Source organism: Sandarakinorhabdus sp. FBCC-B8862 (assembly GCF_059745315.1).
Window position 1 is genome coordinate 277,913 of sequence record NZ_CM185574.1, and the last position, 22,673, is coordinate 300,585.

Annotated in this window: 18 protein-coding genes; 6 read left to right on the forward strand and 12 right to left on the reverse strand. The window is 66.7% G+C overall.

Annotation, left to right across the window (positions count from 1 at the left end; translation table 11 throughout):
• Window positions 1–3: 3 nt before the first annotated feature.
• From AC6BOR_RS01430 to AC6BOR_RS01450, 5 genes are read right to left on the reverse strand one after another with little or no spacing between them, the layout of a single operon-like run.
• Window positions 4–618 (reverse strand): DJ-1/PfpI family protein, encoded by a 615-nt coding sequence (locus AC6BOR_RS01430; protein ID WP_498059460.1) that lies wholly within the window; start codon window positions 616–618, stop codon window positions 4–6.
• The gene (locus AC6BOR_RS01435; protein ID WP_498059461.1) at window positions 618–2,153 is read right to left on the reverse strand and encodes a Ppx/GppA phosphatase family protein; all 1,536 of its coding nucleotides are present in this window, start codon (window positions 2,151–2,153) and stop codon (window positions 618–620) included. Before AC6BOR_RS01435 ends, AC6BOR_RS01430 begins: the two co-directional genes overlap by 1 nt.
• Entirely contained in the window at window positions 2,134–4,305 is a 2,172-nt protein-coding gene (locus AC6BOR_RS01440; protein ID WP_498059462.1) for an RNA degradosome polyphosphate kinase, read from the reverse strand. Before AC6BOR_RS01440 ends, AC6BOR_RS01435 begins: the two co-directional genes overlap by 20 nt.
• A gap of 32 nt (window positions 4,306–4,337) precedes the next feature.
• Window positions 4,338–4,946 (reverse strand): HdaA/DnaA family protein, encoded by a 609-nt coding sequence (locus AC6BOR_RS01445; protein WP_498059463.1) that lies wholly within the window; start codon window positions 4,944–4,946, stop codon window positions 4,338–4,340.
• Window positions 4,943–6,178 carry a heavy-metal-associated domain-containing protein gene (locus tag AC6BOR_RS01450; RefSeq protein ID WP_498059464.1) on the reverse strand — a complete coding sequence of 412 codons (1,236 nt, stop codon included), beginning with the start codon at window positions 6,176–6,178 and terminating at the stop codon, window positions 4,943–4,945. Before AC6BOR_RS01450 ends, AC6BOR_RS01445 begins: the two co-directional genes overlap by 4 nt.
• A gap of 81 nt (window positions 6,179–6,259) precedes the next feature.
• Between AC6BOR_RS01450 and purM the strand changes: the two genes are divergently transcribed.
• Together purM and purN are read left to right on the forward strand one after the other, a co-directional pair.
• On the forward strand, window positions 6,260–7,348 hold the full coding sequence (purM, locus tag AC6BOR_RS01455; protein ID WP_498059465.1) for a phosphoribosylformylglycinamidine cyclo-ligase: 1,089 nt from the start codon (window positions 6,260–6,262) through the stop codon (window positions 7,346–7,348).
• Window positions 7,341–8,282, forward strand: coding sequence for a phosphoribosylglycinamide formyltransferase (gene purN, locus AC6BOR_RS01460; protein WP_498059466.1), 942 nt, complete (start codon window positions 7,341–7,343; stop codon window positions 8,280–8,282). Before purM ends, purN begins: the two co-directional genes overlap by 8 nt.
• A gap of 61 nt (window positions 8,283–8,343) precedes the next feature.
• Here purN and AC6BOR_RS01465 read toward each other — a convergent pair whose 3' ends face one another.
• Both AC6BOR_RS01465 and AC6BOR_RS01470 read right to left on the reverse strand, forming a co-directional pair.
• Window positions 8,344–8,664 (reverse strand): 2Fe-2S iron-sulfur cluster-binding protein, encoded by a 321-nt coding sequence (locus AC6BOR_RS01465; protein ID WP_498059467.1) that lies wholly within the window; start codon window positions 8,662–8,664, stop codon window positions 8,344–8,346.
• A 14-nt stretch (window positions 8,665–8,678) separates the two neighbouring features.
• A complete protein-coding gene (locus AC6BOR_RS01470) occupies window positions 8,679–10,022 on the reverse strand; it encodes a cytochrome P450 (protein ID WP_498059468.1) in 1,344 nt (447 codons plus the stop codon).
• Window positions 10,023–10,179: 157 nt separating this feature from the next.
• On the opposite strand from AC6BOR_RS01470, the gene AC6BOR_RS01475 reads away from it, so the two are divergent.
• A complete protein-coding gene (locus tag AC6BOR_RS01475) occupies window positions 10,180–11,115 on the forward strand; it encodes a glutaminase (RefSeq protein ID WP_498059469.1) in 936 nt (311 codons plus the stop codon).
• Between the two features lie 4 nt (window positions 11,116–11,119).
• On the opposite strand, the gene AC6BOR_RS01480 is transcribed toward AC6BOR_RS01475, so the two are convergent.
• The 5 genes from AC6BOR_RS01480 to proS form a co-directional block, all read right to left on the reverse strand.
• Window positions 11,120–12,115 carry an amidohydrolase family protein gene (locus AC6BOR_RS01480; protein ID WP_498059470.1) on the reverse strand — a complete coding sequence of 332 codons (996 nt, stop codon included), beginning with the start codon at window positions 12,113–12,115 and terminating at the stop codon, window positions 11,120–11,122.
• Between the two features lie 95 nt (window positions 12,116–12,210).
• Complete coding sequence (gene dnaE, locus AC6BOR_RS01485) at window positions 12,211–15,711, reverse strand: DNA polymerase III subunit alpha (RefSeq protein WP_498059471.1); 3,501 nt, start codon at window positions 15,709–15,711, stop codon at window positions 12,211–12,213.
• Window positions 15,712–15,885: 174 nt separating this feature from the next.
• On the reverse strand, window positions 15,886–16,569 hold the full coding sequence (locus AC6BOR_RS01490) for an ABC transporter ATP-binding protein (RefSeq protein ID WP_498059472.1): 684 nt from the start codon (window positions 16,567–16,569) through the stop codon (window positions 15,886–15,888).
• Window positions 16,562–17,809 (reverse strand): lipoprotein-releasing ABC transporter permease subunit, encoded by a 1,248-nt coding sequence (locus tag AC6BOR_RS01495; protein WP_498059473.1) that lies wholly within the window; start codon window positions 17,807–17,809, stop codon window positions 16,562–16,564. Before AC6BOR_RS01495 ends, AC6BOR_RS01490 begins: the two co-directional genes overlap by 8 nt.
• Window positions 17,806–19,116, reverse strand: coding sequence for a proline--tRNA ligase (gene proS, locus AC6BOR_RS01500; protein ID WP_498059474.1), 1,311 nt, complete (start codon window positions 19,114–19,116; stop codon window positions 17,806–17,808). Before proS ends, AC6BOR_RS01495 begins: the two co-directional genes overlap by 4 nt.
• 442 nt (window positions 19,117–19,558) lie before the next feature.
• On the opposite strand from proS, the gene AC6BOR_RS01505 reads away from it, so the two are divergent.
• Genes AC6BOR_RS01505 through AC6BOR_RS01515 form a run of 3 tightly spaced genes read left to right on the forward strand, consistent with a single transcriptional unit; the run spans window position 19,559 to window position 22,569 of the window.
• Window positions 19,559–20,341 (forward strand): enoyl-CoA hydratase-related protein, encoded by a 783-nt coding sequence (locus tag AC6BOR_RS01505; protein WP_498059475.1) that lies wholly within the window; start codon window positions 19,559–19,561, stop codon window positions 20,339–20,341.
• 56 nt (window positions 20,342–20,397) lie between these two features.
• A complete protein-coding gene (locus AC6BOR_RS01510; RefSeq protein WP_498059476.1) occupies window positions 20,398–21,927 on the forward strand; it encodes an OFA family MFS transporter in 1,530 nt (509 codons plus the stop codon).
• 48 nt (window positions 21,928–21,975) lie between these two features.
• Complete coding sequence (locus tag AC6BOR_RS01515) at window positions 21,976–22,569, forward strand: hypothetical protein (protein WP_498059477.1); 594 nt, start codon at window positions 21,976–21,978, stop codon at window positions 22,567–22,569.
• Window positions 22,570–22,673 lie beyond the last annotated feature (104 nt).

Here is a 22,673-nt window from a genome sequence, read left to right on the forward strand (position 1 = left end):
GGTTCAGGCCGGCTGTGGCACGGCCAGATGCGGCATCACGGCCGCGCGGGCGGTTTCGACATAACGCGCCTTTTCACCAACCGGCGCCACATAATGCAGCGCCGCCGCCGCCGCATCCCAGCCGGCACCGCGCGCGATGATCCAGGCGGCCAGATAGGGTGAGGCCAGGCAACCGCCAGCGGTGGCGACATTGCCGTGCGCCACGAACGGCGCATCAATCACGTCCACACCGGCGGCCTGCACCCAAGGCTTGCTGACCAGATCGGTGCAGGCCGGCAGCGTGCCAATCAGGCCGAGCCGGGCCATCAACAGCGTGCCCGAACATTGCGCGCCAATCAGCTGGCGGGCGGGATCAAGCCCGATCTGCGCAAGCAGGCCGGCATCTTCGGCAATGGCCCTGGTGTTGATGCCGCTGCCGATGATCACCGCATCGGCGCTGTTGGCAAAGGCCAGCGGCTGCTGCCGTTCCACCACCACGCCGTTCATCGACGTGACCTTGGCGGTGGGTGCGGTGATATGGGCCCGCCAGCCTTGCGGGCGCAGCCGGTTCAGGATCGCGGCGGCAACGAAACTGTCAATCTCGTTGAAGCCGTCAAAGGTGAGGATCGCAACCTGCATCAGCCGGTCACCAGCCGCGACCCAAGGCCAAGGCCATTGCCCAGCAGCTTCAGCCGCCGCTGCACGGCATCGCCAGCGAGATCGGCATGGCCGGTGCCAAGGCGCAGCTGCACGGCATCGCCGGCCCGTTCCAGCCGGCTGGCAGCGAGCGCGACGGCGGTGCCGCCGGTGAGCCGCTGGCCCAGCCGCAGGGCAAGGCCCCAGATGCGGGCGCGGGCGAGCAGTGCTGGCGGTGCCAGCCGGGCCAGCGTTGCCATGATCGGTGCATCGGCGCTGCCGCCAAAGTTATGGTGCAGCGCACAGGCCAGCGCCGCCCGCTCGGCGGCCGTGACTGCCACCCAGTTGCCGTGCAGCGCCACGTCGACACCGCGTTCTGGGCGGAAATCCGGGTGGGCGCGCCAGGCGATGTCCGACAACAGGCACGCCGCCAGCCGCAGCCGGCGCTGGCTGGCCGGTTCATCGGCAAAGAGCGGGTCCATCCAGTCGAACAGCATGTCGCCATGTTCGGGGAAGCGGCCCTGGCGGGCGCCTTCGGCCCGCGCCGCCTCGATCAGCGGATCAAGACTGCGCACCTCGGGGGGCAGATCGGCGAACAACAGGCCTTCGCGCAGGCCAAAGCCCGAAGCGATGACGCTGGACGAGCCCAGTTTCTTGACGACGGCGGCCAGGAGCATGGCAGCGCCCGGCAGCGACGGCAGCCGGCTGGTCGAAAGATGCGGCACCGCCTTCAACGTGGCGAGATCGGTGTGCGAGAGGCTGCGGAACAATTTGCCCGGCGCATCGGCCGGCATTTCATACTGGTGCACGATTGGCAGCGGATGGTCGCTGCTCCAGATATGGATCTGCGCCAGCGCCCGCCACGAACCGCCGACCATGTAGAAGGGCCGGCCCCGTCCCTCGTCGGCCCAGCCGACCTGGTCCAGCGCCTTGGCAATGAACGGCCCCAGCGCCCGGCGGTCGCGCTTCCTCACCGCGTCGAGCCGCAGCGCACCGATCGGCAGCGAGATGCGGTGGCCCATCTCGCCGCCCTTCACCCGGATCAGTTCCAGGCTGCCGCCTCCGAGATCGCCGACCACGCCATCGGCATCGGGAATGCCCGACACCAGCCCCAGCGCCGCGCCGCGGGCTTCGGCCTCGCCGTCGATGGTTTCGATCTCAAGCCCGCATTCGGCCGCCACCCGGGCGGTGAAGGCGGCACCGTTCTTCGCCTCGCGCACGGCCGCCGTGGCCACGGTGCGCACATTGGCAATGCCCATGGCACGGGTGAGCGCGGCAAAGCGGCGGAGGCCGGCGACCGCCACATCCATCGACGCGTCGGACAGTTTGCCGTTGGCGGCGAGCCCACGCCCCAGCCCGGCCATCACCTTTTCGTTGAACATGGTGGCCGGGATGCGGGTGCGGCCCTGATAGACGACAAGGCGGATGCTGTTGCTGCCGATGTCGATGATGGCGCAGCGGTCGTCCCCCGCCGGGGCCGCCGCCAATCCCACCCGTCGCGCCAGGCCCAGCATCGTGTCAGGCAATCCCGGCGGCATCGGTCGCATCGGTCAGTTCATCCTCCTCCTCGGGCAGCAGCAGCACCGGCACGGAAGTGGCATCGCGCATGTGGCCGCGGCCCGACAGGGAGGGGTTGGTCATGAAATAGCGGTGGAGGTTGAACGGATCGTCCCGGTCGGCGGCCACGCGGGCATAACGGCCAGCGGCGTCCATCTCCCAGCTCTGCTGATTGTCCTTCAAATTGGCAACCATCACCTGATCCAGCACCTGGGCGTGGACGGTGGGATTCTCGATCGGCACCATGATCTCCACCCGGCGATCAAGGTTGCGCGGCATCCAGTCGGCCGAGCTGATGAACACCCGCGCCTTGCGGCTGGGCAATTCATGGCCGCCGCCAAAGACATAGATGCGGCTGTGTTCGAGGAAGCGGCCGATGACCGAGCGGACGCGGATATTGTCGGACAGGCCGGGCACGCCGGGGCGCAGGCAGCAGATGCCGCGCACGATCAGATCAATCTCCACCCCGGCGCGGCTGGCGTCATACAGCTTGTCGATGATGCCGGTGTCGACAAGGCTGTTCAGCTTGACCCAGATTGCCGCCGGCCGGCCGGCCCTGGCATGGGCGATTTCCTCGTCGATCAGGCCATAGAGCCGATCGCGCATGGCCAGCGGCGCCATGCCGAGCTTTTCCAGCCGGGTCGGCTGCACATAACCGGTGATATAGTTCATCACCTGGGCCGCATCGCGGGCGAGGCGCGGATCGGCGGTGAAGAAGGACAGATCGGTGTAGATGCGCGCGGTGATCGGGTGATAATTGCCGGTGCCGAAGTGGACATAGGTGCGGATCGCCGCCCCTTCCCGCCGCACCACCATACTGAGCTTGGCGTGGGTCTTCCATTCGACAAAGCCATAGACGACCTGCACGCCGGCCCGCTCCAGCTCGCTGGCCCAGCGGATATTCTGCTCCTCGTCAAAGCGCGCCTTCAGCTCGACCACCGCCGTCACCGATTTGCCGGCCTCGGCCGCATCAATGAGTGCGCGCACGATGGGGCTGTTCTTGCCGGCGCGATACAGCGTCTGCTTGATGGCAATCACATCGGGATCGGCCGCGGCCTGGCGCAGGAAGGCCAGCACCACCTCGAAGCTTTCATACGGGTGATGGACCACCAGATCCTTGGCACGGATGGCCGCAAAACAATCGCCGCCATGTTCGCGGATGCGTTCCGGGAAGCGCGGCGTGTGCGGTTCGAACTTCAGGTCGGGCCGGTCTTCCTCCACCAGCAGCGCCAGATCGTTGATGCCGAGCACGCCCGAAACCAGGATGGTGTCGCGATCCTCCACCCCCAGCTGCCCCTGCACCAGCGCATGCAGATTGGCCGGGGTCGTCTCCTCCATGGTCAGGTGGATCACCTCGCCGCGCCGCCGCCGCTTCAGCGCGGTCTGGTAGAAGCGGACCAGGTCTTCGGCCTCTTCCTCCACTTCGATATCGCTGTCGCGGATCACCCGGAACACGCCGTCGCCAACCAGTTCATAGCCCGGGAACAGCTGGTTGAAGAAGGCACGGATGGTGTTTTCAAGGGAAATCCAGCGCACGGCCCGGCCCGGCAGGCGGATGAACCGCGGCAGCATCGCCGGCAGCATCAGCAGCGCGCGCAGCAGCTCCTCATCCGATTGGCGGCGCAGTTCGAGGATGAGCGAAAAGCCCTTGTTGGGGATGAAGGGAAACGGATGCGCCGGATCAATGGCCTGGGGCGTCAACACCGGGAAAATCTGGTCAAGGAAATGGCTTTCCAGCCATTGCCGTTCCGCCTTGGTCAACCTGTTGGCGGTGATGACATGGAAATCGGCGCGGGCCAGTTCCTTGATCAGCTTGGCCCACACCGCCTGCTGGTCTTCCATCAGCCGGTCGGCCTGTTCGGCAATCGCGGCCAGCTGCTGCGCCGGGGTCAGGCCATCGGCGCTCAGCGTATCGATGTTGCCGCGCACCTGGCCGCGCAGGCCGGCGACACGCACCATGAAGAACTCATCGAGATTGTTGCCCGAAATCGACAGGAAGCGCAGCCGTTCCAGCAGCGGGTGGGCGCGGTTCATCGCTTCGGCCAGCACGCGATCGTTGAACGACAGCCACGACAGCTCGCGGTTGATATAGCGCTCTGCCGGGCTGAGCTGGGGGGCGGGTGTGGGGGCCATGTCCCGTCTTCTACGGCAGGCGTGGGGCAGCGTCAAAACAGGCTGAACTGGCCATCGATCACCTCGCGCGCCAGCGGGATGGTGATGGCCCGGCGCCGGGCCAGCGCTTCCGCGTCCAGCGCCGCCACCACCGTCTGCGCGGCGCTCAGGCTGCGCTCCATCCGCACCAGCAGCCAGCGGATCAGATCATCGCCCACCTTGATGCCGCGTTCGGCAAACAGCTTGGCCAGCACGGCGGCAAGCAGCTCATCATCCGGCTCGCCCAGCCGCACCTGCGGCGTGGCACCCAGCCGGCTGGCGAGATCGGGCAGACCATGGCCCCAATCGCGCGGGACGAGCCGGCTGGTGAGCAGCAGCGGCGTGTCGCGGGTGGCGGCGTTCCAGGCATGGAACAGGCTTTCGGGATCGCGGGTTTCGGCCTGTTCGATGATGCGCGCCCGGGTGCGGGCGGCGAACCAGCCGGCCAGGTGCGATTTGCCGCTGCCTTCCGGCCCGATCAGCAGGGTGACCGGCACCGGCCACAGGCCAGGCGTGGCCAGCCAGGCCGCGGCCGACTGGTTGGCGGCGGTGATGGCCAGGCGTTCCGGGCGATGATCAACCGGCCAGGCCAACGGCAGCGCCGGTTCGGGCGGCAGGCTCATGGTTTGGTGGCAGGCGGGGGCTTGGGCGCGGGCGGTGCCGGTTGCGGGGCAGCCGCAGGCGCGGCGCGGCGCAGCACCCGGTCATTGCCGTTGGCGACCAGCGTCCAGCCCTTGGCAGCCAGTGCGGCCTGCAACGCCGCCTCCCCGCCCGGCATGGCCAGTTCGAACCGGCTGGTGCCGCCCACCGCCGATTGCCGCACCAGCACCTCGCCGCCCGACACCGCGCGCAGCAGATTTTCGGCCCCGGCCAGTGTCGCCGCATCGGGCGTGATCGCCGCCACCAAAAGGGCGTCGGCATCGGCCATCGGATCGCCGATCAGCGGCTCGGCCTCCACCACCGGCGCCATGTCGATGCCCAGATCGCGTTCGGCCTGCAGTCGGCCGGCGCGCAGCGCCTCGGCATAAATCGCATCGATGCGGCGCACGCCTTCGTCCATCAGCGTGGGCAGCGCGTTCTCGCTCTTCACCGTCAGGGCAAAGCGGCCCAGTTCCACCCCATCAGGGCCATGCCGGGCGATGAACTGGCCCTTCACCGGCCCGCCGGGGAAGCTGCGGATCAGGCGCACCTCGGCGACCAGCACATCGACCGTGTCGAACCGGGCCATGATGCTGCGCCATGGCCCCCGCTCCGGCCGCCCGGCCTGCCACGCGTTGAGCCACAGATTCTCGGCCGCACCGCCACCGGGCAGCACATAATCAATCGGGGTGACATTGCCGCGCCAGCGCGCCCACGCCTCAGCCCAGGGCGTGCGCGCCTGCATCACAAGGGCTGCACCGCCATCCACCTCGATGGGCAGCAGCAGCATCGGCGGCGATTGCAGCAGGGCGAGGCCGCCGCCGACATAATCAGCCGCGCGGCTGCGATCGAACACCACGCCAAGCTTGGCGATATAGCGGGTGGCGGAAAACTGCTCGCCCTGGCTTTCGATGCCGGCCACCATGGCATCGATCTGGCCATCCGACAGCGCGGGCGCCTCCAGCGCCGGCCGGCCGGTCAGCCGGGCCCACAGCTGCGGCCAGGCCAGGCGCTGGGCGCGGGTCCAGGCGATGCGGCGGGCGTCGTCGACATTTTTCGCTGTCACGTCCACGGCAATGCCGCCCACGGCATAGGCGCTGCCGCCCCCGCCCGACGCGTCGGGGGGCGGCACTTCGGCCTTGGGGCTGGCCTGCTGGGCAACGGCGATTGCCGTGATCAGGCCCGCCCCGGCCAGCAGGGCCAGAATGCGCTTCACATCGGCTGTTTAAGGCGGCCGCGCGGCGGTTGCAAAGGCTGATGCTGGCATTGGCCGGCATCTGGCGCTATGGCGGCGGCCATGACCGACAAACGCCCCCTCACTTATGCCGATGCCGGCGTTGACATCGCTGCCGGCAACGCGCTGGTGAAGGCCATCGCGCCGCTGGCCCGCGCCACCGCCCGGCCCGGTGCGGATGCAGAACTGGGCGGCTTTGGCGGCTTCTTCGATCCCCGGGCCGCCGGCTACAAGGATCCGCTGCTGGTCGCCGCCAATGATGGGGTTGGCACCAAGCTGAAACTCGCCATCGACACCGGCCGGCACGACACGGTGGGCATTGATCTGGTTGCCATGTGCGTCAACGATCTGATCGTGCAGGGCGCCGAACCGTTGTTTTTCCTTGATTATTTCGCCACCGGCAAGTTGGAGAATGGTGTGGCCGCGCGCGTGGTCGCCGGCATTGCACAGGGGTGCAAGCAAGCCGGTTGCGCGCTGATCGGCGGCGAGACGGCGGAAATGCCCGGCATGTATGCGCCGGGCGACTATGATCTGGCCGGCTTTGCCGTCGGCGCGGTGGAGCGCGGCGAGCAATTGACCGGTGACGGGGTGGCGCCGGGCCAGTTGCTGGTCGGCATCGCCTCATCCGGCGCCCACAGCAATGGCTACAGCCTCATTCGCCGCATCCTGGAACGGTCGGGCGCTGATCTGGCGGCCCCGGCCCCCTTCGATGCCAGCCGCAGCCTCGCCGAAGCGCTCATGGCCCCCACCCGCATCTATGTGAAGCCGCTGCTGCCGCTGATCCGCGCCGGCCGCATCAAGGCGCTGGCCCATATCACCGGCGGTGGCTTCCTCGAGAATATCCCGCGCGTGCTGCCCACCGGTTCGCGTGCGTTGGTCGCCGCCCCCACCCTGCCGCCGCTGTTTGACTGGCTGCGCGCCGAAGGCGGCGTCGCGGCGGCCGAAATGGCCCGCACCTTCAACTGCGGCACCGGCATGGTGCTGGTGGTGGACCGCAGCGACGCCGACGCCGTGATCGCGGCGCTGGTGGCAGCCGGCGAGCAGGCCAGCGTGATCGGCGAAATCATCGCCGGCCAGAAGGGCTGCGAGGTGCATGGCGCCCCCGGCCAATGGGGCGAAGCGGCCGCCTGGACGGCCAGCCACGATGCCTGAAAAAACGCGGGTCGGCGTCCTCATCTCCGGGCGCGGCAGCAACATGGCCGCGCTGCTCTATGCCAGCCGGTTGGATCCGGCCTGCCCCTATGAGATCGTGGTGGTGGGCAGCAATGATCCCGAAGCCGCCGGCCTGACACTGGCCGCCGCCGAAGGCATCCCCACCTTCGCGCACAGCCATAAGGGCCTGAAGCGCGCCGAGTTTGATGCGATCATGACCGCCGAACTGGAACGGGCCGGCGTCACCCACATCGCGCTCGCCGGTTACATGCGGCTGCTCTCGGCCGAATTCGTGGCCCACTGGCAGGGCCGCTGCCTCAACATCCATCCCAGTCTGTTGCCGAAACACAAGGGCCTGCACACGCACGCGGCCGTGCTGGCGGCGGGCGAGCTTGAGACCGGCTGCACCATCCACATCGTCACGCCCGAACTGGATGATGGCCCGATCCTGGGCCAGGCCCGCATCGCCGTGCTGCCCGGCGACACGCCGGAAACCCTGGCCACCCGGGTGCAATATGCCGAGCATCAGCTTTACCCCCGGGTGCTGGCCGATTTCGTTTCGGCGGCCGACCGGCCGGCGGCGCTGCTCGAACGCGTGCGCGGCCTTGCGCTGAACCTGCCGGCGGTGACGGAAAAACTCTCCCACGGCGCCAACGGCTTCACCATCGAAGGCGGCAAATTCTTCGCCTATTTCTCTGACAATCATCATGGCGACGGCATCACCGCCCTGCTGCTGAAAGTCTCGGGCCTCGATGAACAGGCCATGCTGATCGAACAGGATCCTGACCGGTTTTTCCGCCCGAAATATTATGGGCCATCGGGCTGGATCGGCATTGTCCTCACCGACGGGCCAGACTGGGCAATGATCGACGCGATGATGGCCGCGGCCTGGCGCCTCTGCGCGCCCAAGCGTCTGGCGACGCTGCCGATCTGATCCGAAACAAGAAAGGCGGCCCCGAAAGGCCGCCTTTTTCAGTTCACTGCTGGTGCCACTATCAGTGCTGTGTCGCCGGCATATACACTTCCAGACCGTCGAGCGCGGCGCTGGCCTTGATCTGGCAAGCGAGGCGGCTGTTCGGCTTGGCGGTGTCGGCCAGTTCGATCATGGAATCCTCCAGATCGCTGCGGCTGCCCGTCAGAGCTTCCCATTCGGCCGGGATATAGCAATGGCAGGTGGCGCAGGCAGCGTTGCCGCCGCAATCGCCGTCGATGCCGGGCACATTGTTCTGCACAGCGCCTTCCATCAGATTCTCGCCATCGGCGACATTGACTTCGTGGCGGGTGCCGTTGTGTTCGACGTAGATGATCTTGACCATGGGTTCCTCTGTGATCAGGCCGGGATGCGGACCATGAGCTTCTTGTAGCCCTTGACGAAGGCGCTGGGCACACGCTCCGGCTCTTCCAGAACCTCGATATGATCAAAGCGCTTGAGGATTTCTTCCCAGAGGATCTTCAGTTGCAGTTCGGCCAGGCGGTTGCCCACGCAGCGGTGGATGCCAAAGCCGAAGGCCATGTGCTGGCGGGCGCGCGGGCGATCGATGATGAAGGCATCCGGATTGTCGAGCACCGTGTCATCCCGGTTGGCCGACGAATACCACATCACCACCTTGTCACCCTTGTGGATCAGCTGGCCGCCCAGCACCGTATCCTGCAGGGCGGTGCGGCGCATGTGGGCGAGCGGGGTCTGGTAGCGGATGATCTCGCTGACCATGTTCTCAACCAGGCCCGGGTTTGCCTTGAGCTTGGCATATTCGGCCGGGTTCTTGTTGAGGAAGTAAAGCCCGCCGGTGATGGAGTTGCGGGTGGTGTCGTTGCCGCCCACGATCAGCAGCACCAGATTGCCCATGAACTCCATCGGCGGCATGTTCCTCGTCGCCGGATTGTGGGCGAGCATGGAGACAAGATCGCCGGTCGGCTCGGCATTCACCCGCTCGTTCCACAACATGGTGAATTCCTGCAACATGCCCAGCAGGATGCCCTGCCGCTCTTCCTTGCCGGGGTTGCCGGGCAGTTCGGGATCGGAGGTGGAGATATCCGACCAATAGGTCAGCATGCGGCGCCGTTCCTGCGGCCAGCCGAACAGGGTGGCGAGCATGCGGGAGGTCAGCTCGATCGACACCCGGTCCACCCAGTCAAAGGCCTCCCCGCGCGGCAGGCCATCCAGCACCTCGGCGGTGCGCTCGCGGATCAGGCTTTCGTAGGAGGCGAGATTCTGCCCCGAAACGATTGGGTTGACCGCCTTTCTCTGCACATCATGCTTGGGCGGATCCATGGCGATGAACATCGGCATGATGAAATCCGGGTCCATGTCGAACAGGGTGATGCCGCCCAGCGTGGCTTCGGAACTGAACACCTGGTGGTTGGTGTCCACCGCCATCACATCGTTCCAGCGGGTGACATTCCAGAAACCGCGGTGGCGGTTGCTGTTGACATGGGTGAAGAACACCGGCGCTTCGGCGCGCAGGCGCTTGAAATAGACATGGTGGGTGTCGCTTTCCCACCACAGCGGATCGGCGATATCCACCTCGTCCAACGGGGCGGTGGCGAGATAGGCTTCCAGCGTCGCCTTGTCATGATCGGGCAGATCCGGCCGCACGCGCGGCGGCAGCGGCCAGCTCACGCTGCCCTGCGGCAGGGTCTGGGTCTGGCGGGTGTCTTTCAGCTGGGTTGCCATGGGTTTCCTCCCCGTATGTGTGGACGTTCGTGCCCGTCAGGTGCGGAGATACACTACGCAAATATTTTGCACCAGATCAAAATGCGGATTTCATCTCCGCATTTGCACGGATGGCCGCGGCCGCGCATGATGACGGCCGCCCGCGACGGAGCTTGAGATGGCCGATCTAGCCGAACTGGTGCCCCGCATTGCCGCCGCGATGGCCGCCCGCACGGCCCGTGGCCGGGTGGCGGACTATATCCCGGAACTGGCCAAGGTTTCGGCAGGCCATTTCGGCCTTGTCGTGATCACCGCCGATGGCCGCGAACATGCCGCCGGCGATGCCGACATCGCCTTTTCCATCCAGTCCATCTCCAAGGTCTTTGCGCTGGTTGAGGCGCTGGCCAGCCATGGCGAGCGCGTGTGGCAACGCGTGGGGCGGGAACCGTCGGGCAGCGCCTTCAACTCGATCGTGCAGCTGGAGGCGGAAGGCGGCCGGCCGCGCAATCCCTTCATCAATGCCGGCGCCATCGCGGTGAGCGATCTGATCACCGATGGCGATGATCCCCGCGCCGGCGCCGGCCGCGTGTTGCGGCTGCTGCGCGACTTGTCGGGCACGCAGAGCATCGCGGTGGATGGTGCCGTCGCCTATTCGGAGGCCGCGACCGGCCATCGCAACGCCGCGCTGGCCCATTTCATGAAGGCGCATGGCGTGCTCACCGGCGATGTCGCCGCCACGCTCTCCACCTATTTCCACCAGTGCGCCATAGCCATGAGCTGCCGCGAACTGGCGCGGGCCGGGCGGTTCCTGATGCACGGCGGCATCGATCCGGCCAGCGGCCGCCGCATCGTTTCGGCCGAGCAGGCGCGGCGGATCAACGCCCTGATGCTCACCTGCGGCCATTATGATGCCTCGGGCGATTTCGCCTTTTCCGTCGGCCTGCCGGCCAAATCCGGCGTTGGCGGCGGCATCCTCGCCATTGCGCCGGGCCGGGCCAGCATCGCGGTCTGGTCACCTGGGTTGAGCCCGCAGGGCAACAGCCTGCTGGGCACCGCCGCGCTCGAGGAATTGGCCAGCGCGATGGGGTGGAGCGTGTTCAACCCCGACGCATAAGGCCCTACATCGCGTTGTGACGGGCGATGGTTGCCGCATCCAGCCGCAGGAAGCGGGCGGCGTTGTCATAGAGAATGGCGCGCTTCTGGGCCTTGCTGAGGAACGGAGCGGCTTCGATCACCGCAATGGAACGTTCGATGGTTTCCGGCCACACCATCTGATCGGAGCCGAACATGATCCGGTTGCCAAACCCAGCCTCCACCAGCCCGCGCAGATAGCGGTAAAAGGCAGCGCGCGGCTGGGTGTGGACGATCACGCCAACGTCCAGATGCACCTGCGGATGGGCATAGAGCAGCGCCAGCGTGTCATCCAGCATGGGGAAACCGGCATGCATCACATTCACGCGCAGCATTGGATGGCGGGCCAGCACCGGTTCCAGCTGCAACGGGCTGGACAGGCGGGCGCGATAGGGGCTGCCGGGAAATTGGGCAATGCCGGGCGGGCCGGGGCCGATGTGGATGGCCACCGGCACATCAGCCGCCTCGGCGGCCTGCCACAGCGGCTCCAGGCGCGGATCATCAGCGCTGATGCCATCATATTGAAAGCCCAATTCGCCGATCACCGCCAGCTTGCCCGCCGCCTTGGCGGCCTTGATCTCGGCAGTGAGCGCGGCGGCATCGCCAATGTCTTCAAGATTGATGATCAGTGACGGCATCACCCGTTCCGGTGCCTGTGCCTGCCACGCCGCCACCATGCGCTGCTTGCCGGACACCACGCCGATGACATTGTGTTTCTGCATCACCGCCAGCGAGCGGTTGCGCACCCCATCATCCGTCGTGGGCGACCACACCGGGTTCTTGCACGGCGGGTTCTTGAAATAGGCCATGATCTGTTCGATCCACGGCCCCTTCTGGTCCCACACCGGCATCGGATCGATGGGCGAGCACAGCGCCAGTGGCGGCGGACCCTGATCATCGGCCGCCAGTGCATGAACATGCATGTCGATGATCGGCGGCCGGGCGGCGGCAACACCAGCCCACAGGAACAGAAAGACTGTCAACAACTTGCGCATCATTGCCCCCCGGCACATTGACGGCTGGCATGGCACGGCCGGCGGCGGATTGACAGGCCGCCGTGGCAGGCTGCGGCAAATAATCAGCCCACCAGTGCCAGTTGCGGCGGATCAAGCTGTTCCTGCACCAACCGGTCCGACCCCAGCGCGCGGCTGATTTCCGCTTCCAGATCGGCATCGATCAGGAAATTGCGGCCCAGCACGATCCGGGCGGGGCCGGCAGCGGTGGTCACTTCGGCCACCAGTTCGCCGCGCCCCTGGGCCGGGTTGCGGGTGAGCGCGGTGTGCAGGGCCTGCGCCTCCATCGCGCTGTCGAGTCGCACCACCAGCCGGCCGCGGGTGCGGCGGGCGATATCGGCCAGAGACCGGGCGCTGCGCAGGGTGAGGCGCGGCACATCCTCCCCCTCTTTCCACTGCACCTCCATCGCCAGCAGCAGCGGCGGCGGATCGCTGGCCAGGCCTTCGATGCTGGTCTGCAGCTCCTCATCGAAACAGCTGGTCACGAACTGGCCGGAGCGGTCGGAGAAGCTGAGGAACTGATATCGCCGGCCCGTCTGGGTGGTGCGCCAGCGCCGCTCTTCCAGCAGGCCAGCCATGTTGACCAGCACGCGCCCGCCGCCGGCCGGCGCCGGCATGGCCAGCACATCGGCAAAGCTTTTCACATCATTGGCCAGCAGCACATTGGCATAGCCATCAACCGGATGACCGCTGAAGAAATAGCCGAAGGCGTCCTTCTCATGGCCCATGCGCTCGGCGACGCTCCAGGCCAGATTGGGCACCATCAGCGCAAGGCTGGCATGATCGGCCACGCCGGTGGCATCGCCGAACAGCGCCACCTGCGCTGATTCGCGTTCTGCCGCAGCGGCCTGGGCGCTGGCCATGATGGCTTCGGCCAGCGCGTGCACTCCGGCGCGGTTGGAATTGATGGCATCAAAACCGCCGGCCGCAATCAGGCTTTCCAGCTGGCGCTTGTTGAGGCTCCTGGGGTCGCAGCGGCGGGCAAAATCGGCCAGATCGGTGAAGGCCCCCTGCCCGCCCCGATCGGCCACCAGGCTTTCCATGGCCTTCATGCCAACGCCTTTCAGACCGGCCAGCGCATAGCGCACGGCCCCATCCTCGACCGTGAAATCCGCGGCCGAGGCATTGATGCACGGCGGCAGCATGGCCACGCCCGACCGGCGCGCATCTTCAGCAAAAATGGCCAGCCGGTCTGTGTTGTCGATATCGTATGCCATGGAGGCGGCATAGAATTCGGCGCGGTGATGCGTCTTCAACCAGGCGGTGTGGTAGGAAACCAGCGCATAGGCGGCCGCGTGGCTCTTGTTGAAGCCATAGTTGGCAAACTTCAGGATCAATTCGAAGATGGCATCCGATGTCGCTGCATCAATACCATTTTTTTCAGCGCCTTCGGAAAAGCGCGCCTTTTGCGCCACCATTTCGGCGTGGATCTTCTTGCCCATGGCGCGGCGCAACAGATCGGCCTCGCCCAGGCTGTAGCCCGCGAGTTCGCGCGCCAGGCTCATCACCTGTTCCTGATAGACGATGATGCCATAGGTTTCGCGCAAGATGGGTTCCATCGCCGGGTGGAGCAGCTCCACCTTCTCGCGGCCGGCCTTGCGGGCGGCAAAGCTGGGGATATTGTCCATCGGGCCGGGGCGATAAAGCGCGCCCAGTGCGACGATGTCGGCAAAACAGTCGGGCCTCACCAGGCCCAGCGCCCGGCGCATGCCTTCGGATTCAAACTGGAAGACGCCAACCGTGTCGCCTTCGGCAATCAGCTTGTAGACTTGGGCATCGTTGGTCGGCAGCGTCGCCCAATCCACCGCCACCCCGCGCTGGCGCAACATCGCGGCGGCGCGATCGAGGACGGAGAGGGTCTTCAGCCCCAGAAAGTCGAACTTGACCAGGCCGGCCTTTTCGGCGGCCTTCATCTCGAACTGGGTCACCTGCATGTCGGACCTGGGGTCGCGATAGAGCGGCACCAGTTGCGACAGGGGCCGGTCGCCAATCACCACGCCGGCGGCATGGGTGGAGCTGTGGCGCGGCAGGCCTTCCAGTTGCAGGGCGATATCAACGAGGCGCTTGACCTTGGGGTCGCGCTCCACCTCGGCGATGAAGGCGGGTTCGCCCGGATAGCGCTTGCCATCCTTGTCCTTGCCGATGCCGAGCGTGCGGGCCAGCGTCCACGGATCGGTGGGGTGGCTGGGCACCAGCTTGGCCAGCCGGTCGGTCTGGCCATAGGGCATCTGCAGCACGCGCCCCACATCCTTCAGCACGGCGCGGGCCTTCATCTTTCCGAAGGTGATGATCTGCGCCACCTGCTCGCGGCCATAACGCTGCTGCACATAATCAATGACTTCGCCGCGCCGGGTTTCGCAGAAATCGATATCGAAGTCGGGCATCGACACGCGGTCAGGGTTGAGGAAGCGTTCGAACAGCAAGCCATGCTCAAGCGGATCGAGATCGGTGATGGTCAGCGCCCAGGCCACCACCGAGCCGGCGCCGGAGCCGCGGCCGGGACCCACCGGGATCCCCTGCGCCTTCGCCCACTGGATGAAATCGGCCACGATCAGGAAATAGCCGGGAAAGCCCATGGACTTGATGACATCAAGCTCGAACGCCAGCCGGGCTTCATAGGGAGCGCGCTCGTCAGGCGATTTGCCCAGTGCCTCCATGCGGCGGGCAAGGCCGCTGGTGGCCGCCGCATCCAGCGCCTCATCCTCGCCGCCGGCCGACAGGCGCGGCAGGATCGGCTTGCGGCCGGCAGCCATCACGGCGCAGCGCTGGGCAACGACGAGCGTGTTGGCGATGGCTTCGGGCAGATCGGCGAACAGCGCGTGCCAGTCGGCAGCGGACTTCAGCCAATGTTCGGGGTTGGAGCGGCGGCGGTCCTCGGCCTCGACATAGGACGAATCGGCGATGCACAGCAGCACATCATGGGCTTCGTGCATGCCGGCATCGCGATATTTGACCGGCGCGGTACCGACAATGGGCAGACCATGGGCTTCGGCCAGGCGCAGCAGTGCAGCCTCGCTGCGCTGCTCGATCGGGTCAGCCGACCGCGCGATCTCGACATAAAGCCGGCCGGGAAACAGCGCCATCAGCCGGGCGGCCATCCCCTCGATGTCCTGGCCATCGGCGGCCAGCCGGGCGAGCGCGCCATCGGCACCGCCGGTCAGGCAAATCAGGCCATCGGTGCGGCCATCGAGCTGGTCGAGCGTGAGCAGCGGATCGCCGGGCGTGGCAGCGGCGAGATGGGCATCGGAGACCAACGCGATGAGATTGGTGTAGCCGGCCTGATCCTGTGCATAAAGCGCCAGCCAGTCGACCAGCGGCCGGCTGTTGATGGTGGCCGATCCCGGCCGTTCGATGGGCAGCAACGCGCCGATGATCGGCTGCACGCCCTGATCCTTGGCCGCAGCGGAAAAATCCATAGCGGCGAACATGTTGGCGCGATCGGCCAGGCCAATGGCCGGGAAGCCCAATTGGCGCGCCAGCTTGGCCAGCGTTTCGGGCTGGATGGCACCCTCCAGCATGGAGTAGGCGCTGTGGCAGCGAAGGGGAACGAATCCGGCGTGGGCCATGGCGCAACAATGCGGCGAAGCGCGGCCAAGGTGAAGGGCGCGTGGCGATTTATCCACCGCGAAGAAAATCCTCCCCTTCTGGGGGAGGTGGCGCCGAAGGCGACGGAGGGGGCGCACGCGCCGGACCAGGCCGGCCCCCTCCGCCCTTCGGGCACCTCCCCAGAGGGGGAGGATCTATTGGGTCGGGACCAGCTTGCCGGCCTGCAGCGTCACCACCCGGTCCATGCGGCGGGCGAGATCGAGATTGTGGGTGGCCACCAAGGCCGCTGCCCCGGTTGAGCGGACCAGATCGAGGAAGGCGGCCAGCACCAGGCCAGCGGTCGCCTCATCGAGATTGCCGGTGGGCTCATCGGCGAGCACCAGCGCCGGGCGGTTGGCCAGCGCGCGCGCCACCGCAACCCGTTGCTGCTCCCCGCCCGACAATTGCGCCGGCTTGTGGGTGAGCCGGCCGCCAAGGCCGAGGCGGGTGAGCAGTTCATCGGCACGGGCCTGGGCGGCAGCCGGCGCCGTGCCGGCCACCAGCCCGGCCAGCATGACATTTTCCCGCGCCGAGAAATCGGGCAGCAGGTGGTGGAATTGATAGACAAAGCCCAGGCGCTGGCGGCGCAGGCGGGTGCGGCCGGCTTCGTCGAGCTGGCCAGCCTCTTCCCCACAGATGCAGATACGCCCCGAAAAGCCGCCTTCCAGCAGGCCAACCGCCTGCAGCAGCGTGGATTTGCCTGAGCCCGAAGGCCCGAGCAGCGCGACAATCTCGCCCGGCGCGATGGCCAGATCAACGCCGCGCAGCACCTCGATCCGCTCACCGGCCTGTTCGAAATGGCGGGCAAGGCCAATGGTTTCTAGCACCGGCTCATTCATAGCGCAGCACCGTGACCGGATCGGTGGAGGCGGCCTTCCACGCCGGATAAAGCGTGGCCAGGAACGACAGGCCGAGCGCGAGGACGACGATGCCCAGCACCTCCACCGGATCGGTCTTGGATGGCAGCAGGGTGAGATAACGCACCGACGGATCCCAGATGTTGGTGCCGGTCAGCGCCGAAACGCCATCGACCAGCGGCTGGCGGAAGCGCAGCAGCAGGAAACCCAGCGCCAGGCCAGAGGCCACGCCGGCCGCGCCGATCAAGGTGCCCACCGCCATGAACACCCGCATCATGCTGGCGCGGCTGGCGCCCATGGTGCGCAGGATGGCGATATCCCGCGTCTTGGCGCGCACCAGCATGATGAGCGACGAGAGGATGTTGAACACGGCGACCAGGATGATGATCGAAAGCACCCAGAACATCACCGTCTGTTCCACCACCATCGCCGAAAACAGCGCGGCATTGCTGCGCGTCCAGTCGCTCACCACCGCGATCCCGGCCCATTTCTGGCGCAGCGGCTCGAGGAACGCGGCGGCGCGGTCGGGATCGGTGGTTTCCACCTCGACCATGCTCACCGCATTGTCGAGCCGCAACAGGGTCTGCGCGTCGGACAATGGCATCACCACGAACGCCTTGTCATAATCATAGACGCCCACTTCAAACACCGCGGCGATGCGATAGGCGACGATGCGCGGCACGGTGCCGAACGGGCTGGAGCGGCCGGCCGGGTTGATCAGGCTGATCTCGTCCCCCACGCGCAGGCCCAATTGCTCGGCCAGGCGCGCCCCTATGGCGACGGTGGAGCCGCCGGGCACCAGATCATCCAGCGTGCCGCCGCGCACATTGGTGGCGATGGTGGGGTTGGCCTTGATATCGGCCAGCGTCAGGCCGCGGACGATCACGCCCTCCACCCGGCCGCTGGCGCTGGCCATCAGCGGCTGTTCGATCATCGGCGCGGCGCGGGTGACGCCGGGCAGTGCCCTGGCATCGGCCACGACCTGCGGCCATTGATCGAGCCGCCCGCCATAGCCCTGCACCACGGCATGGCCGTTGAGGCCAATGATCCGGTCAAACAGCTCGGCGCGAAAGCCGTTCATCACGCTCATCACCGCGATCAGCGCGGCAACGCCAAGCGCAACGGCCACCAGGCTGATGCCGGCGACGAGGAAGATGAACCCCTCCCCCTGGCCCGGCGTCAGGTAACGGCGGATGATGAGGCGTTCGTGCGCGCTGATCAAATGCGGCCCACCACGGCTTCGATCGGCACTTCGATCCGCTCGCCGGTGGCGCGGCGCTTCAGCTCGACGATGCCGGCAGCAAGGCCCTTGGGCCCGACGATCACCTGCCAGGGCAGGCCGATGAGATCGGCGGTGGCGAACTTGGCGCCGCCGCGTTCATCCCGGTCATCATAGAGGACATCAACGCCGGCCGCAGTGAAATCGGCATAAAGCTTGTCGCAGGCGGCCGTGCAGGCGCCATCATCGGCACGCAGGTTGATCAGGGCCAGCTTGAACGGCGCCACGGCTTCCGGCCAGACAATGCCGGCGTCATCATGACACGCTTCGATGATGGCGCCGGCCAGGCGGGAAACGCCAATGCCATAGCTGCCCATCAGCGGGGTGACCGGCGCGCCGTCGGGGCCCTGCACGGTGACGCCCATCGGCGCGGTATATTTGTCGCCGAAGTAAAACACCTGGCCAACCTCGATGCCCTTGGACTGTTTCAGCGCAACCCCGCAGGCGGCCTCGGCGGCAAGATCGCGCTTTTCATCGGTGGCGGCATAATCGGCGTTGAGGCCGTTGATGAAGGCAGCGAGGCCTGCGCGGTCATCGGCGTTGATGCCGGCGGTGTCGCGCGGCTTCAGCCAGTTTTCATGATAGAAGACATCGCTTTCACCCGTGGGTGCCAGCACGATGAATTCGTGGGAAAGATCGCCACCGATCGGGCCGGTATCGGCCTGCATCGGAATGGCATTCAGGCCCATCGCGGCGAACGTGCGCATATAGGCGATGAACATGCGGTTGTAGCTGTGGACCGCACCGTCATAATCGAGGTCAAAGCTGTACGCGTCCTTCATCAGGAACTCGCGGCCGCGCAGCACGCCAAAGCGCGGGCGCACCTCGTCACGGAACTTCCACTGGATCTGGTAGATGTTGCGCGGCAGGTCGCGATAGGATTTGGCGCCATTCTGGAAGATCGCGGTGAACAGCTCCTCAGCCGTGGGGCTGAACAGCATCTCGCGATCATGCCGGTCGGTGATGCGCAGCATTTCCGGGCCATAGGCATCATAACGGCCGGACTGCCGCCACAAATCGGCGGACTGGATGGTGGGCATCAGCACCTCGATGGCGCCGGCGCGATCCTGTTCGCGCCGCACCATCTTCTCGATGTTGGCCAGCACGCGCTTGCCCAGCGGCAGCCAGGCATAGATGCCCGCCGATGTTTGCCGGATCATGGCGGCGCGCAGCATCAGCTGGTGCGAAATCACCTGGGCTTCGCCCGGCGTTTCCTTGAGGACAGGCATGAAATAGCGGGACAGGCGCACGGTCGTCTCTTGGGCTGTGGAATATGAACGCGGCCTTAGCACGTCTGGGCAGAGGGGCAAGCGTTGGCCGCCATAGTGTTGCGGCGATGCAACAGTTCACGATTTCGTCACAAAGGGGTCAAACAGCCGGCCTGACAGCCGCAAAGAATCGGCATATCAACTGCCACCAGACAAGGGCTGCGTTTGCGGCCAGGGTCTAAGGGGAGAACGACGATATTCGTTCACCGCTTGCGCGCCGGGCTCACGCTTTGGCAGCGCGCGCCGGCTGGGGCAGATGGGGGCATTGGCCCCGGCCGGCGCCGAACGGTGGACAGGATATCTGGCTCGTCACCGGGCCCCCGGTCAGGCAACTGGCCGGGGGCCTTTCCTTTTCCCCCTGCTTTCATCAGGCCGCCCTCCCCGCTCCCCCATGGCACAAGCAGATGCAAAGGGAGGACAGGCCATGGCCCATGAACATGTGACGTTGGAACGCGACGGCAAGGTGCTGATCGTCACCATCAACCGGCCGGACCGGATGAACGCGCTGCACCCTCCGGCCAATGCGGAGCTGGACCAGGTGTTCAACGATTTCGCTGCCGATCCCGATCTGTGGGTGGCGATCATCACCGGGGCGGGCAACCGCGCCTTTTCCGCCGGCAATGATCTCAGGTGGCAGGCGGAAGGCAATGCCATCACCGTGCCGCTATCGGGCTTTGGCGGGCTGACCAGCCGCTGGGACCTCGACAAGCCGGTGATCGCGGCCGTCAACGGGGTCGCCATGGGCGGCGGTTTCGAGGTGGCGCTGGCGGCCGACATCATCCTCGCGGCCGAAAATGCCAGCTTCGCCCTGCCCGAGCCCAAGGTGGGCCTGGCGGCGCTGGCCGGCGGCCTGCACCGGCTGCCCCGCGCCATCGGCCTGTCGCGCGCCATGGTGATGATCCTCACCGCCCGCACGGTATCGGCTGCCGAAGGCAAGGATCTGGGCTTTGTCACCGAAGTGGTGCCAGCCGATGATCTGATGGCGCGCGCCAAGGCGCTGGCGGCGGCGATGTGCGAACTGTCGCCGCTCAGCCTGCGAGCCTCCAAACAGGCGGTCCTGAAGGGGCTTGAGGAGGATTCGGTCCGCGCCGCCTATGAAGGCCAGGGCAAATATCCGGCCGTGCAGGCGCTGTTCCGTTCCGAAGACCTGCGCGAAGGGCCGCTGGCCTTTGCCCAGAAGCGCAAGCCGGAGTGGAAGGGCCGCTGAGCCTGCGTCAACCCACCCGTTGACCCACAGCGCCCAAGCCGGCAGCAGGCGCGGCCATGGGGGAATTTCTGTCCATCGCGCGCATCACGGCGCCGGCTGATCATGATCGCTGGCTGGTGCCGCCTTGCGCGCTGGCCATCCACCTGTGCATCGGCATGGCCTATGGCTTTTCGGTCTTCTGGCTGCCCTTGAGCCATGCGCTGGGCGCGGCCGAATGCTCCAGTCTTGGAACAGCCCTCCTCAGCGCCGGCTGCGACTGGCGGGTGAGCGATCTTGTCTGGGTCTACAGCCTGTTCTTCGTCGTGCTCGGCCTCGCCGCCGCGCTGTTTGGCGCCTGGGTGGAGCGGGTTGGCCCGCGCCGGGCCGGGTTGGTGGCGGCGGGCTGCTGGGCGGGCGGCATGGCGATCGGGGCCATTGGCGTGGCGTTGCACCAGCTCTGGCTGTTCTGGCTCGGCACCGGGGTGATCGGCGGCATCGGGCTTGGCATCGGCTATATCACGCCGGTCTCCACCCTGCTCAAATGGTTCCCGGATCGGCGCGGGCTTGCCACCGGCATGGCAATCATGGGCTTTGGCGGCGGTGCCATGGTAGGCAGCCCGGCGGCGGACCGGTTGATGGCCGCGCTCGGCAGCCCGGCGCAGACGATGCTGCTGATGGCCGCCGTCTATGCCGTGGTGATGGCGGCCGGGGCACTGGGCTTCCGGCTGCCGGCACCGGGCTGGCACCCGCCGGGCGCGCGGCAGGTGGTGGCCGGCGGGCGCTTTGTGCCGCTGGGCGTGGCCTGGCGCACCCGGCAGTTCTGGCTGGTCTGGTGCGTGCTGCTGATGAATGTCTCGGCCAGCATCGGCATCATCGGTCTCGCCTCCCCCATGGTGCAGGAGATGTTTGCCGGCCAATTGATCGGCCTGCCCGATCTTCGCTTTGAAGCGCTTGATGATGCACAGAAAAAATCCATCGCCACCATTGGCGCGGCCTTCGTTGGCCTGATCAGCCTGTTCAACATCGCCGGCCGGTTTTTCTGGTCGTCGCTGTCGGATCGCTTCGGCCGCAAGCCGCTCTATCTGCTGATGCTGGCGCTCGCTGGGCTGCTTTATGGCGCCCTGCTCCCCGCCGGCCCGGCGCTGCCTTGGTTGCTCGCGGCCTTTGCCCTGATTGCGTCCATGTACGGCGGGGGCTTTGCCGCCGTACCGGCCTGGCTCGCCGATCTGTTCGGCACGGCGCAGGTGGGCGCCATCCACGGCCGGCTGCTCACCGCCTGGTCAACCGCCGGGGTGGTGGGGCCGCTGCTCGTCGCCTATGTCCGCGATGCCAGCCTGGCCGCCGGCGTGGCCCGCGCCGATGTCTATGGCCCGATCTTCCTCGCGCTGGCCGGCCTGCTGGCCATTGGCTGGGGGGCAGCGCTGCTGGTGCGGCCGGTGCCCGACGCGCTGTGGCAGGATGCGCCTGCCAGCCCCGGCAATGTGGCAGGCCCAGCGAGCGCTGCCCGGGTGCACTGGCCGCTGCGGCTGCTGGCCTGGGCCGCCGTGCTGTTGCCATTGGGATGGGGGGCGGCGATCACGATTGGCAAGGCACTTCTGCTGCTCTGATCTGTCCTACAGCTGGCCGACTCGCTTATGATCGGCGGCATGAGCCAGATGTTCGAACCCCTCCCGGAACCTGTTCCTGTACGGCCCCTGCGCCCGCGCCGCGATGGCTGGACTGCGGCGCGCCAGCAGGAATTTCTGGAGATGCTGGCCGACAGCGGCAGTGTCGCCCAGGCCGCGCGGAGGGTCGGGCTCAGCAGGCAGGCCGCCTATCGCCTGCGCCGCCACCCTGATGCCGAGGATTTTCGCCGCGCCTGGGATCTGGCGCTGGCCGAAGCCTGGCGGCAATTGCCCGCCACCGCGCTGGAACGCGCGCTGAACGGCGAGGAAGAGCAGCTGGAGCGCGACGGGGTGCTGGTCGCCGTGCGCAGGCGCCCCTGCGATGCCCGATTGATGCTGGCCCTGCTGCAGCGTGAAGATGACCGCCGCGCCAGCAGCAGCCGTATCGAACAGGAACTGGCCGCCCTGCGCCACATCATCGACCGGCTGCCCAATCGCCAGAACTGGCTGGGCGATCGACTTGATCCGCAGCATTTCCACGAATTGGACCGGGTGCCGCCGCCGGTGCGTGAAATCAGGCCCGACCCGGTCAACCTACCGCTTCCGGCCCGGCGCTCACGGGTCAAGCCCATGTCAACTTCGTGAAGAAAATTCAGCAAAAACAATCACCATTCCAGCGAAATCTGTCAACTTCGTCAACTTCCGCAACCGGCCATTGCAAACAAACGGGGCCACCGGTTTCCCGATGG

Bases quoted from the DNA above. Each gene is read 5' to 3' on its own strand.
- AC6BOR_RS01430 (WP_498059460.1), bottom strand. From the start codon at position 618: ATGCAGGTTGCGATCCTCACCTTTGACGGCTTCAACGAGATTGACAGT.
- AC6BOR_RS01435 (WP_498059461.1), bottom strand. From the start codon at position 2,153: ATGCCGCCGGGATTGCCTGACACGATGCTGGGCCTGGCGCGACGGGTG.
- AC6BOR_RS01440 (WP_498059462.1), bottom strand. From the start codon at position 4,305: ATGGCCCCCACACCCGCCCCCCAGCTCAGCCCGGCAGAGCGCTATATC.
- AC6BOR_RS01445 (WP_498059463.1), bottom strand. From the start codon at position 4,946: ATGAGCCTGCCGCCCGAACCGGCGCTGCCGTTGGCCTGGCCGGTTGAT.
- purM (WP_498059465.1), top strand. From the start codon at position 6,260: ATGACCGACAAACGCCCCCTCACTTATGCCGATGCCGGCGTTGACATC.
- purN (WP_498059466.1), top strand. From the start codon at position 7,341: ATGCCTGAAAAAACGCGGGTCGGCGTCCTCATCTCCGGGCGCGGCAGC.
- AC6BOR_RS01465 (WP_498059467.1), bottom strand. From the start codon at position 8,664: ATGGTCAAGATCATCTACGTCGAACACAACGGCACCCGCCACGAAGTC.
- AC6BOR_RS01470 (WP_498059468.1), bottom strand. From the start codon at position 10,022: ATGGCAACCCAGCTGAAAGACACCCGCCAGACCCAGACCCTGCCGCAG.
- AC6BOR_RS01475 (WP_498059469.1), top strand. From the start codon at position 10,180: ATGGCCGATCTAGCCGAACTGGTGCCCCGCATTGCCGCCGCGATGGCC.
- dnaE (WP_498059471.1), bottom strand. From the start codon at position 15,711: ATGGCCCACGCCGGATTCGTTCCCCTTCGCTGCCACAGCGCCTACTCC.
- AC6BOR_RS01490 (WP_498059472.1), bottom strand. From the start codon at position 16,569: ATGAATGAGCCGGTGCTAGAAACCATTGGCCTTGCCCGCCATTTCGAA.
- AC6BOR_RS01505 (WP_498059475.1), top strand. From the start codon at position 19,559: ATGGCCCATGAACATGTGACGTTGGAACGCGACGGCAAGGTGCTGATC.
- AC6BOR_RS01510 (WP_498059476.1), top strand. From the start codon at position 20,398: ATGGGGGAATTTCTGTCCATCGCGCGCATCACGGCGCCGGCTGATCAT.
- AC6BOR_RS01515 (WP_498059477.1), top strand. From the start codon at position 21,976: ATGTTCGAACCCCTCCCGGAACCTGTTCCTGTACGGCCCCTGCGCCCG.